Here is an 11,539-nt window from a genome sequence, read left to right as displayed (position 1 = left end):
TTGTCCCCCTCAGCCGGTGGTCTCGCTCCAGTGACGCGCGAGACCACCCTCCTGATGCATCGGGAACCGAACTTTCTCGGCGCCGGGGGTCAGGTGGTACTGCGCGACGGGGGCCAGCATCGCGACGATCTCCTCTTCCGAGGCGTTGACCAGCGGCGGGAGGCCGATGACGTAGCGCAGCAGCGCGAACCCGATCATCTGCGCGGCGATCCCGGCCACCCGCACCTTCGGCACGCCGCGTGCTTCGGCGACCCGCGCCAGGACCGCCCGCTCCAGGAACTGCCGCATCATGGTCGCGACCTGCTCGTTGGTGGTCGCGGACCGGATCATCGCCAGGAACGGCGCGCGGCCGTCCGGGGCCTCCCAGAGACCGAGGAACGCGCGGACGAGGCGCTCGCCGATCTCTTCCTCGGGGCCTTCGAGGATCCGGGGGACCAGCTCGCCCGGGTCCACCGGCAGGTTCATCGAGGCGGCGAAGAGCCGTTGCTTGGTGCCGAAGAAATGGTGCAGCAGCGCCGCGTTGACCCCGGCGTCGGCCGCGATGGCGCGGACGGTCGCGCCGTCGTAACCCTGTTCGGCGAATCTGCGCCTCGCCGCTTCGAGGATCTCCTCCCGCGTCTCGGTCTGCCCCGGCCGCCGCCCCGCCTGTGCCATCCCGCGAGCTTAGAACGGCTCTTGACTACGCTTGTCCCCATGTCAGTCGCAGTCAGGGTCATCCCGTGTCTCGACGTCGACGCGGGCCGTGTGGTGAAGGGCGTCAACTTCGCCGACCTGCGCGACGCCGGCGACCCCGTCGAACTCGCCAGGCTGTACGACGCCGAGGGCGCGGACGAGCTCACGTTCCTCGACGTCACGGCGTCCTCCGGAGACCGTGAGACCACCTTCGACGTCGTCCGCCGCACCGCGGAACAGGTGTTCATCCCGCTCACCGTCGGTGGCGGCGTGCGCACGAACGACGACGTCAACCGGCTGCTGCGCACCGGCGCGGACAAGGTGAGCATCAACACCGCCGCCATCGCGCGGCCGGAGTTCCTGCGCGAGGCGTCCCGCCGGTTCGGCGCGCAGTGTGTCGTGCTGTCGGTGGACGCGCGCCGGGTCCCCGAGGGGGCCGAGCCGACCCCGTCCGGTTTCGAGGTGACCACGCACGGCGGGCGCCGCGGCACCGGGATCGACGCCGTCGAGTGGGCCGCGCGCGGCGAGGAACTCGGCGTCGGCGAGATCCTGCTCAACTCGATGGACGCCGACGGCACCAAGAACGGCTTCGACCTCGAACTCCTGACCCAGGTGCGGGCGGCGGTCCGCGTCCCGGTGATCGCCAGCGGCGGCGCCGGCGCGCTGGAGCATTTCCTGCCCGCCGTCGAGGCGGGCGCGGACGCGGTGCTCGCGGCCAGCGTGTTCCACTTCGGACAGTTGAAGATCGGCGAGGTCAAGAGCGCGCTGCGCGCCGGGGGAGTCGTGGTCCGGTGATCCTGGCCAACTGGAAGGCCTCCACCGAGGTCAAGGTCGTCTGCGCGCTGCTGCTCGGGCTCGCCCTCGCCTACATCGCGATGGCCGCCGTCCTCATGTTCGCGCCGTACTCCACCGCGCGGACGTTCCTGTTGCCCGGGACGTCGCTGGTGCTCGGCGGGCTCGTCGTGGCGGGGCTGGTGCTGAAGATGGCTTCGGCGCGGTTCGCCGGTTTCGGCGTCAGCTTCCTGTTCGGGTTGCTGCACGCCCTGTCCATGCTGGCGGCCGAACTCTTCTGGGTGAAGATCGTCTCCGGGATCCTCTTCGCCGGGTACATCTACACGGCGGTCCTGCTCAACTCGATGCCGGTGAAACGGCACCTTCTCGGAGCCACGAATGACGCTTGACCCCGCCCTGTCGGATCGCTTGAAGCGCAACGCCGACGGGCTCATCGCCGCCGTCGTCGTCGAACACTCCACGTCGGACGTGCTGATGATGGCGTGGATGAACGACGAGGCCCTCGAACGCACGCTCACGACCCGGCGGGGGACGTACTACTCGCGCAGCCGCAAGGAACTGTGGGTCAAGGGCGAGACGTCGGGCCACGTCCAGCACGTGCGCGAGATGCGGATCGACTGCGACGGCGATACCGTCCTCCTGCGCGTCGACCAGACCGGCCCGGCCTGTCACACCGGCACGCACACCTGTTTCGACACCGAGGAACGGCTGTTGCTGGCCGACGAGAGCGAGAACCCGTGAACGTCGTCGCCAACGTCCTGGTCGGCATCGTCGCCCTGATCCACCTGTACATCGTCGTGCTCGAGATGTTCCTGTGGACCACCCCGCGGGCCCGCGCCTCCTTCGGCACCACCGAGGAGTTCGCGAAGGAGAGCTCCGCGCTCGCGGCGAATCAAGGGCTGTACAACGGTTTCCTCGCCGCCGCGCTGATCTGGGGCCTGATCGCGACCGGCAGTACGGCGTGGCAGTTCAAGATCTACGGGCTCGCGTGCGTGATCGTGGCCGGGCTCTACGGGACGGCGACGGCGAGCAAGAAGATCTTCTTCGTCCAGGTGGTGCCGGGCACGCTGGCGCTGATCGCGGTGCTGGTCGCGGGCTGAGGCCGTCGGGACCTTGGTCCTATCCCCGAATTCCCCTTGCGGGCGTACGCTTTTTCCATGTCACCGGGGACTGGGGAAGGCCCGGCGGAGAAGCATCTCCGCCGGAGATTGGGCTACCGCATGGCCGCGGTGGTGAGCTTCGTACCGGTGGCCGGTGGGGCCATCGCTCTCGCCGTCCAGGCTTTCGGAAACGATCCGATCGAGGGCTTTTTCGGCGAAATCGCCTTGATCTGCGTGGGGCTCTTGGTGGCCCTGTTCGCGCGACATCGGGCGCGGGTCCATGCCGGGCTCGCCGAAGCCGCGCCCGACGACCGGAGAATCGACGACGCCGCGCTCGCCGCCATCGATTCCGAGCGGGAGACCGCGAAGCTCCGTCTGCTGGGTCTTCGCTCCGCCTGGCTCACCCTGATCTGGCCCGCCGTCTTCGCCGCCGGGATCCTCCTGCTCGTCCTGGGCGGGTCGGGCGACGACGGGTTCGGCAAGCTGGGCGTGCCGCCCACGGCGTTCGGTCTCGTCGGGTTCGTGGGCTCGCTGATGTCCGCGGCGGGCTGGCGGGCCAGGCACCGGGCCGTCCACGCCACCGGCTGGCGTCCGGCGCGGGCGACGGTGCGGCCGGATTACGAGGGGCTGACCCTTCGGCTCCCGCCCGCCACGTACCTCACTTTCGACGACGGCACCGAAACCGTGGTCCGCTCGGTGGGCTGGACGATCCGCTCGTGCCGCCGTTTCCGGAAGAATCCCGGCCTCCGGGTCTGGGCCGGTGGTGAAGGCGCGGACATGGTCGTCCTGTTCCCGAGGGGGAGGACTTCCCTTCGCCCGTACGCGTTCCCGGTCCGACCTGAACTTGTACGCTCGCCGAGCGCGCACGGTTGCCCCGAAGCGAGACGCGACTCTTTATCCGGAAAGCCCGCTCTTCTCGATTAACCTCGGTACATGAAACCGGGGCGAGGGAAAAAGAAGACCGACCGTCCGAGACGACGTCCAAGAGTCGCGGGGCGGCCTCGCTCCAATGCGGACGACGACTTCGCCGAAAGCTTCGAGCCGCCGACGGTCCACGAAGAAGTGGCCGGCCCCTTGATCGAGAAAATGTCGCTTCTCGAGCAACGGGCGACGGCTTGGGCGGCGTTCTGGATCGCTTACTTCGTCGTGTGTCAGATAGTTTCGGACGATCGCCGATTCGAGGTTCTGTCCCCGCTGTCCTTGGTGGCCTTCTACGGTATTCCGGCGTGTCTGTACGCCGCCTGGCTCTGGAAGAGCCGCCGCCGCTCCGCTGAGAAGACCGGTTTGCGCGAGGCCGTGGCGACGGTGCGACCCGGCTGGTTGTTCCCCAGGATCGACGTTTTCCTCGAAGGCGGCTACAAGCTGCTCCAGACGCGCCGGTCACTGCGGATCGCTCCCCGTTTCGAGGGACTCGAGAAGGTTCCCGTCTTCGTCGGTGGCGAGGAAACGGACATGATCGTGATCTTCCCGAGGGGCCGGTTCTCGAAGGACACGCTCTACACGGTTCCCGTCAAGGAGATCGAACCGGACACAGCGTGAGCGAAGGCGTGACTCGCGTGATTTAAGGCGTAACTCGCGTGTTTGGAAGCCGAACTCCGAGTTCCGCCTTCAATCACGCGAGTTACGGCTCCAATCACGCATGATCGCCCGAAGGGTCAGTCGATGTCTCCGGTGAGGTACCGCTGCAGCGTCGGCGCGATCGCGGTCACCAGCGGCTCGACCTCGCTCGAAGCCATCGGCTCGAACTTCGCGACGTACCGCACGAGCCCCATCCCGACGAGCTGGGAGGCGCAGAGCGTGGTCCGCAGTTCGACGCGGTCCGAGCCCAGCCCGCCGATGACCTTCGTGAAGAAGTTCTGGAAGAACCCGCGCAAGACGGCCGCGGCCTGTTCGTGCCCGGCGACGCTGCGGACGAGTGCCTGGAACACGTCACCGCCCGCGCCGTCCCATCGGGTGAGGAAGGTGCGCACGATCCGCCGGCCGAACTCCTCGTCGGGCCCGTCCTGAAGTTCCGCGAGCAGTTCGTGCGGGTCGAAGGGGAGCTTCAGGATCGCTTGGGCGAACAGCCCTTCCTTGCTGCCGAACCAGTGATTGACCATCGCCGCGTCGACCCCGGCGCGGGTCGCGATCGCGCGGACGGTCGCGCCGTCGAAGCCGCTCTCGCCGAACACCGCGCGCGCCGCTTCGATCAGCGCGGTCCGGGTGTCCTGTCCGCCGGGCCGCCGTCCCCGGCGCCGCACGGTAGTGTCTTCACCAGCCATGGCGCCATCATGAACGGACCCGGCCCGAAATTCAACATTCTTTGAATTCATCCCCGCGTCCCCGCCCGCACGGGCGTTGCAGCACAATGAGCGACATGGTCAGCGCCGCAAACGCCAGCCCGTCGGGGCTCGGCTCGGTCAGCCCTTCGCGCGACGAGTTCCGCGCGCTCGCCGAGGGCCGTCGCGTCATCCCCGTTGTCCGCCGCGTGCTCGCCGACGGTGAGACCCCCATCGGGGTCTACCGCAAGCTCGCCGCCGACCGGCCGGGGACGTTCCTCTTCGAATCGGCGGAGAACGGCGCGTCGTGGAGCCGATGGTCGTTCATCGGAGTCGACAGTCCCGCCGCGCTGACCGTGCGCGACGGCAAGGCCGTGTGGACCGGCACCCCGCCGGTCGGCCTGCCGTCCGAGGGCGACCCGCTCACCGTGCTGCGGGAGACGGTCTCCGCGCTGCACACCGAGCAGTTGCCCGGGATGCCGCCGCTCACCGGCGGCATGGTCGGCTACATCGGCTACGACGCCGTCCGCTGGCTCGAACGGCTCCCCGAACTCGCCGAACGCGACCTCGACATCCCCGAGCTCACCATGCTCCTGGCGACCGACCTGGCCGCGTTCGACCACCACGAGGGCACCGTCACGCTGATCGCCAACGCGGTCAACTGGGACGACTCGGCCGAGCGCGTCGACGCCGCGTACGACGACGCCGTCGCGCGCCTGAACGCGATGACCAAGCAGCTGCACGTCGCGGCCCCGGCCACGGCCGCCGTCTTCGACCGTCCCGCGCCCGAGTTCACCCGCCGCCGCTCCAAGCCGGACTTCCACGCGGCCGTCGAGAAGGCGGTCGAGGCGATCAAGGCGGGCGAAGCGTTCCAGATCGTGCCGTCGCAACGCTTCGAGATCGAGACCCAGGCCGACGCGCTGGACGTCTACCGCGTACTGCGCACGTCCAATCCGAGCCCGTACATGTACCTGCTGCGCCTGGACGGTTTCGACATCGTCGGATCCAGCCCGGAGTCGCTGGTCACCGTGCGGGACGGCCGCGCGACCACGCATCCGATCGCGGGCACCCGCTGGCGCGGCGCCGACCCGGAGGAGGACGCGCAGCTGGCCAAGGACCTGCTGGCGGACGAGAAGGAACGCGCCGAGCACCTGATGCTCGTCGACCTCGGCCGCAACGATCTCGGCAAGGTCTGCAAACCCGGCACCGTGCGCGTCGTCGACTTCTTCGACGTCGAGCGCTACAGCCACGTCATGCACATCGTCTCGACGGTCACCGGCGAACTCCTCGACGACAAGACGGCTTTCGACGCCGTCACCGCCTGTTTCCCGGCAGGAACGCTCTCGGGCGCGCCGAAGGTCCGCGCGATGGAGCTGATCGAGGAGCTGGAGCCGACCCGCAGGGCGCTCTATGGCGGCGTCGTCGGTTATCTCGACTTCGCCGGGGACGCCGACACCGCGATCGCGATCCGCACCGCGCTGATGAAGGACGGCACCGCGTACGTCCAGGCCGGCGGGGGTGTCGTCGCGGACTCGGTGGCCGACTACGAGGACAACGAGTCGCTCAACAAGGCTCGCACCGTGCTGTCCGCCGTCGCGGCGGCGCAGACGATGATCGCGGCGGACGAACTCGACCCGGCCGGTGACAGCACTCGTGTCTGAGGCCCCGGCGAAGAAAGCCAAGCGTCCACTGTGGATCGCCGTGGCGGGCCTCCTGCTGGGCGCGGTAGCGCTGTGGGGTTCTTCGCAGCTCGTGTGGTTCGCGGAGTTCCGTGACGGCGGTGTGCGCGGCACGGTGCTGTACACGGAAACCGGTTCACAGCGCGCGGTCGCGCTGATTCCGCTCGCGTTGCTGGCGCTCGCCGGCACGGCGGGGCTGATCGCCACCGGCGGCTGGCCACGCCGGGTGCTCGGCGTGGTACTCGCCGTGTCCGGTGCCGCCGCAGTGTGGATCGGCGTGGCGGGCGGCTCGTTCAGTGGCTTCGCCGACGGTTTGCCCGTGGCCCGGATGCTGGGAGCCCGCGGTCTCGCGATCCTCGGGGGAATTCTCGTGGCGGCGGGCGGGTTGGCAGCCATCAAGGGCGCGGGCCGGATGCCTCGCCTCGGCGCGAAGTACTCGGCGCCGGGGGCGAAGAAGAAGGCCGCCAAGGATCCGGAGACCGAGCTGTGGGAGGCGCTGTCCGAAGGCGAAGATCCCACCGCGACCCGGTGATGGCCGCGGAAAACGCGCGTTTTCGAGATCTCCGCCGCGAAAGATGACACGGTGGGCATTCGGAGTAACGGACATACCCGGAACCAGGCCGTATCCGTGCGGGGGTTAGCATCGTTTCGGCGGGAAGGGGAAGGTTTTTGTGAGCGACCTTGCGAAGGAATCCGTGAGTACGACGGCCGGTGAGGAACTCCGGTGAGCGTGCTCGAAGACATCGTCGCCGGCGTCCGTGCCGATCTCGCCGAGCGCGAGGCGGTTCTGCCGTTCGACGAACTGAAGAAGCGCGCGACCCAGGTCGCGCCCCCACGTGACGTGCTCGCGGCCCTGCGCGAGTCCGGTATCGGCGTCATCGCCGAGGTGAAGCGGCGCAGCCCGTCCAAGGGCGACCTGGCCGAGATCCCGGACCCGGCCGCGCTGGCGAAGGACTACGCCGACGGCGGCGCCAGGGTGATCAGCGTGCTGACCGAGCAGCGCCGGTTCGGCGGGTCGCTCGCCGACCTCGACGCGGTCCGCGCGGCGGTCGACATCCCGGTGCTGCGCAAGGACTTCATCGTCAGCCCGTACCAGGTCCACGAGGCGCGGCTGCACGGCGCCGACATGGTCCTGCTGATCGTGGCGGCACTGGAGCAGAACGCCCTGATCGCGTTGCTGGACCGCGTCGAATCCCTCGGGATGACCGCGCTGGTCGAGATCCACAACGCCGAAGAGGCCGACAGGGCCCTCGAAGCCGGCGCGAAGGTGATCGGCGTCAACGCCCGCAACCTGCACACCCTCGAGGTGGATCGGGACGTCTTCTCGCGCCTGGCCCCCGGCCTGCCGATGGACGTCTTCAAGATCGCCGAGTCCGGTGTGCGCGGCCCCGGCGACCTGATGTCCTACGCGGGTCACGGCGCCGACGCCGTCCTCGTGGGCGAAGGGCTCGTCGCTTCGGGTGACCCCAAGGGCGCGCTGGTCAAGCTCGTGACCGCCGGTTCGCACCCTGCCTGCCCGAGGCCTTCTCGATGACCACCGAGTACCACGAAGAACCCCACGGCAAGCACGATCCGGACGACCGGGGCTACTACGGCCCGTACGGCGGCCGGTTCATGCCCGAGGCCTTGATCGGCGTCGTCGACGAGGTCGCGGCCGAATACGACAAGGCGCGCAACGACCCGGACTTCGTCAACGAGTTCCGGCGTCTGCTGCGTGATTACGCCGACCGTCCGTCGCTGCTCACCGAGGCCAAGCGCTTCGGTGAGCACGCCGGCGGCGCCCGGATCTTCCTCAAGCGCGAGGATCTGAACCACACCGGTTCACACAAGATCAACAACGTGCTGGGCCAGGCATTGCTCACCAAGCGGATGGGCAAGAAGCGGGTCATCGCCGAGACCGGCGCCGGCCAGCACGGGGTGGCCACCGCCACCGCCTGCGCGCTGCTCGACCTGGAATGCATCGTCTACATGGGCGAGGTCGACACCGAGCGGCAGGCGCTGAACGTCGCCCGCATGAAGCTGCTCGGCGCCGAGGTCGTCCCGGTGAAGACCGGTTCGCGCACGCTGAAGGACGCCATCAACGAGGCCCTGCGTGACTGGGTGACCAACGCCGACACCACGCATTACCTGTTCGGCACGGCGGCGGGACCGTACCCGTTCCCGATGATGGTGCGGAACTTCCACAAGATCATCGGCGAGGAGGCCCGCGCCCAGATCCTGGAGCAGGCCGGACGCCTGCCGGACGCCGTCGCGGCCTGCGTCGGCGGCGGGTCGAACGCGATCGGGATCTTCCACGGCTTCATCGACGACGAGTCGGTGCGCCTGGTCGGTCTCGAGCCGGGCGGCGAGGGCATCGAGGGTAACCGTCACGGCGCCACGCTGACCAAGGGCACCCCGGGCAACCTGCACGGCGCGATGACGTACCTGCTGCAGGACGAGGACGGCCAGACGGTCGAATCGCACTCGATCTCCGCGGGCCTGGACTACCCGGGCGTCGGCCCGGAGCACTCGTGGCTCAAGGACAGCGGCCGCGCCGAGTACCGGCCGGTGACCGACGCCGAGGCGATGGACGCGTTCAAGCTGCTTTCGCGCACCGAGGGCATCATCCCGGCGATCGAGTCGGCGCACGCGCTGGCCGGTGCGCTGGTGCTGGGCCGCGAACTCGGCCCGGAGGGGCTGATCATCGTGAACCTGTCCGGTCGCGGCGACAAGGACATGGACACGGCCGCGAAGTACTTCGGCCTGGTGGAGAACGCATGAGCGCGCTGGACGACCTCTTCGCGAAGACGAAGGCCGAGGGGCGCGGCGCGCTGATCGGTTACCTTCCGGCGGGCTTCCCGACGGTCGACGGGTCCAAGGATCTGCTGGCCGCGGTGGTCGACGGCGGCGCCGACCTGGTCGAGGTGGGCGTGCCCTACTCGGACCCGGTCATGGACGGCCCGACCATCCAGGCTGCCTCGGTGAGCGCGCTCTCCGGTGGTTTCAAGCTCAAGCACCTGTTCGAGGTCGTCGAGTCGGTGTCGTCGCGCGGCGGCAAGGCCGTCGTGATGACGTACTGGAACCCGGTGCACCGCTACGGCGTCGACCGCTTCGCGCGGGACCTCGCCGCCGCGGGCGGGCTCGGGATGATCACCCCGGACCTGATCCCGGACGAGGCCGACGAGTGGATGGCCGCCTCCGAGCAGCATGGTCTGGACCGGATCTTCCTGGTCGCGCCGTCCTCCTCGGAGGAGCGGATCGCGAAGACCGTCGCGGCCGCTTCCGGCTTCGTGTACGCCACCGCGGTGATGGGTGTGACGGGTGCTCGTGACCAGGTCGGCGTGCACGCCGAGGACCTGGTCGAGCGGACCCGCGCGCACACCGAACTGCCGATCGGCGTCGGTCTCGGCGTCCGTTCCGGCGAGCAGGCGGCGCAGGTCTCCGGCTTCGCGGACGGCGTCATCGTCGGCTCGGCGCTGGTGACCGCCGCCGCGAGCGGCACCGGCGCGGTACGCGAGCTTGCGGCCGAACTGGCCGCGGGTGTGCGGAAGACCGTCGCCCCCGCTTGATCTGATCGCGCGTGAAGGCCCCCTTCCCTCGGCTGAGCCGAGGGAAGGGGGCCTTCACGCGCTACAGGGTCAGTGCCGCCACCGCTGCGCTTCGGTGATCTCCTCCGGGCTCGCGTCCGCGAACCGCTCGATCTCCGCCCGCCGCACGTCCACGATCGTCGTCGCCAGCGGAGCGCCGAACGCGGCCGCCAGGTCCTTGTCCGCCTCGAACGCGGCGACGGCCTCCTCCAGCCGCTGGGGCAGGCGCTCGATCCCGCGAACGGCGCGTTCGGCCTCGGTCAAGGTCCCGGGATCGACGTCGAGCGGCTCAGGGAGCACCGCCTCCTCGTCGATGCCCGCCAGCCCCGCGAACAGCAGGGCAGCCGCCAGCAGGTACGGATTCGCGGTCAGGTCGAAACATTTGACCTCGAGGTTCGCCGCCGAGTCACGGTTCCCGGCGACGCCGCGCACCAGCCGCAGCGGCGTCTCCCGGTTCTCCAGTCCCCACGCGGCGTACACGCCCGCCCAGTGGTGCGGCTCCAGCCGCAGATAGCTGACGACCGACGGCGCCCCGATCGCGAGCAGCGCGGGCAGCCGCCGCAGGATGCCCGCGCTGAACGATTCGGCGACCGGCGTCAGCCCGAAAACCCTTTCCCCGCCCGAAAAAAGGTTCCGCGCGCCGGTCAAGACGCTCAGATGCACATGCCCGCCGTTGCCGACGCCGGCGGGCGCGAACTTCGGGGTGAAGGACGCCTTCAGCCCGTGCCGGTGACTGTGCGCGCGGATCGTCTCCTTCGTCAGGACGGCGACGTCGGCCGCGCGCACCGGGTCGGCCGCGGCGACCGACAGCTCGAACTGGCCGTCGGCGTACTCGGGATGGATCTGCTCCACTCCGACCCCCTGTTGGTCCAAAGTGGACACCAGGGCGCGGAGATAGTCCGCGTGCTCGGAAAGCCGCGCGTAGCCGTACGCCGGGCCCGCGGTGGCCGAGGTCGGATCGTCCGGGGCACCGGCATCGGTGATCACCCATTCGATTTCGAAACTCATCCGCGCCCGGTACCCGCGGGCGGCGAGCCGGTCCACCGCCGCCGCCAGCAGGGCGCGCGGATCCTGCGGATGCGGCTCGCCCTCCTGGTCGAGTTTCGTGACCGGCGCCCAGGCCCAGCCGGGTTGCCCGGCGAGCACGGTCAGCGCGTCGAGGTCCGGATGAAGCCGCAGGTCACCGACCGGGCCGAGGGAATACTCACCGCCGGTGATGACGTCGTCCGAGCCGAAGAAGTCGAAGGACTTCGAAGCGCCGACCCCCCACGCGGCCGCCGACGGCAGCTTCCGCAGCGGCACCGCCTTGACCCGCGCGATCCCGGCGTTGTCCACGAAGGTCAGCGCGACGAGCTCGACACCCCGTGCCCGGAGCTCCCCGGTGAGGGCGGTCGCGCGGGCGGTCACTGCTTCCCGGTTCACCATGGTTCCTCATCCTGGCCTCGATCGGAGGCCCTTGCCACGCCCGGATC

The 11,539-nt window shown here is 69.5% G+C and carries 14 protein-coding genes; 11 read left to right on the top strand and 3 right to left on the bottom strand.

Going from position 1 to position 11,539, the window contains the following annotated elements:
- Positions 1-9 precede the first annotated feature (9 nt).
- Positions 10-654 (bottom strand): TetR/AcrR family transcriptional regulator, encoded by a 645-nt coding sequence (locus ACOCEP_RS39350; RefSeq protein ID WP_482335019.1) that lies wholly within the window; start codon positions 652-654, stop codon positions 10-12.
- 39 nt (positions 655-693) lie between these two features.
- Between ACOCEP_RS39350 and hisF the strand changes: the two genes are divergently transcribed.
- The 6 genes from hisF to ACOCEP_RS39320 all read left to right on the top strand — a co-directional run bounded on the left by hisF (position 694) and on the right by ACOCEP_RS39320 (position 4,103).
- Complete coding sequence (gene hisF, locus ACOCEP_RS39345) at positions 694-1,467, top strand: imidazole glycerol phosphate synthase subunit HisF (RefSeq protein ID WP_482335018.1); 774 nt, start codon at positions 694-696, stop codon at positions 1,465-1,467.
- On the top strand, positions 1,464-1,853 hold the full coding sequence (locus ACOCEP_RS39340; RefSeq protein WP_482335017.1) for a hypothetical protein: 390 nt from the start codon (positions 1,464-1,466) through the stop codon (positions 1,851-1,853). The genes hisF and ACOCEP_RS39340 overlap by 4 nt, the downstream gene beginning before the upstream one ends.
- A complete protein-coding gene (hisI, locus tag ACOCEP_RS39335) occupies positions 1,843-2,205 on the top strand; it encodes a phosphoribosyl-AMP cyclohydrolase (RefSeq protein WP_482335016.1) in 363 nt (120 codons plus the stop codon). Before ACOCEP_RS39340 ends, hisI begins: the two co-directional genes overlap by 11 nt.
- Entirely contained in the window at positions 2,202-2,564 is a 363-nt protein-coding gene (locus ACOCEP_RS39330; protein WP_038510378.1) for a DUF1304 domain-containing protein, read from the top strand. The genes hisI and ACOCEP_RS39330 overlap by 4 nt, the downstream gene beginning before the upstream one ends.
- Positions 2,565-2,621: 57 nt before the next feature.
- Complete coding sequence (locus ACOCEP_RS39325; RefSeq protein ID WP_482335015.1) at positions 2,622-3,488, top strand: hypothetical protein; 867 nt, start codon at positions 2,622-2,624, stop codon at positions 3,486-3,488.
- Between the two features lie 162 nt (positions 3,489-3,650).
- Entirely contained in the window at positions 3,651-4,103 is a 453-nt protein-coding gene (locus ACOCEP_RS39320; RefSeq protein WP_482335014.1) for a hypothetical protein, read from the top strand.
- Positions 4,104-4,219: 116 nt separating this feature from the next.
- Here the strand turns inward: ACOCEP_RS39320 and ACOCEP_RS39315 are convergent, their stop codons facing one another.
- Complete coding sequence (locus tag ACOCEP_RS39315; RefSeq protein WP_482335013.1) at positions 4,220-4,825, bottom strand: TetR/AcrR family transcriptional regulator; 606 nt, start codon at positions 4,823-4,825, stop codon at positions 4,220-4,222.
- A 95-nt stretch (positions 4,826-4,920) separates the two neighbouring features.
- On the opposite strand from ACOCEP_RS39315, the gene ACOCEP_RS39310 reads away from it, so the two are divergent.
- From ACOCEP_RS39310 to trpA, 5 genes are all read left to right on the top strand, one after another.
- A complete protein-coding gene (locus ACOCEP_RS39310) occupies positions 4,921-6,483 on the top strand; it encodes an anthranilate synthase component I (protein WP_482335012.1) in 1,563 nt (520 codons plus the stop codon).
- Positions 6,476-7,033, top strand: coding sequence for a Trp biosynthesis-associated membrane protein (locus tag ACOCEP_RS39305; protein ID WP_482335011.1), 558 nt, complete (start codon positions 6,476-6,478; stop codon positions 7,031-7,033). The genes ACOCEP_RS39310 and ACOCEP_RS39305 overlap by 8 nt, the downstream gene beginning before the upstream one ends.
- 192 nt (positions 7,034-7,225) lie before the next feature.
- Positions 7,226-8,035, top strand: a complete 810-nt coding sequence (gene trpC / locus ACOCEP_RS39300; protein WP_465418766.1) for an indole-3-glycerol phosphate synthase TrpC — start codon at positions 7,226-7,228, stop codon at positions 8,033-8,035.
- On the top strand, positions 8,032-9,261 hold the full coding sequence (gene trpB / locus ACOCEP_RS39295; RefSeq protein ID WP_482335010.1) for a tryptophan synthase subunit beta: 1,230 nt from the start codon (positions 8,032-8,034) through the stop codon (positions 9,259-9,261). The genes trpC and trpB overlap by 4 nt, the downstream gene beginning before the upstream one ends.
- The gene (trpA, locus tag ACOCEP_RS39290) at positions 9,258-10,049 is read left to right on the top strand and encodes a tryptophan synthase subunit alpha (protein WP_482335009.1); all 792 of its coding nucleotides are present in this window, start codon (positions 9,258-9,260) and stop codon (positions 10,047-10,049) included. Before trpB ends, trpA begins: the two co-directional genes overlap by 4 nt.
- Positions 10,050-10,118: 69 nt before the next feature.
- On the opposite strand, the gene ACOCEP_RS39285 is transcribed toward trpA, so the two are convergent.
- Entirely contained in the window at positions 10,119-11,492 is a 1,374-nt protein-coding gene (locus ACOCEP_RS39285) for a type I glutamate--ammonia ligase (RefSeq protein ID WP_482335008.1), read from the bottom strand.
- Positions 11,493-11,539: the final 47 nt, after the last annotated feature.

The organism is Amycolatopsis sp. CA-211722 (genome assembly GCF_056828465.1).
This window is presented reverse-complemented; position numbering and strand designations above follow the sequence as displayed.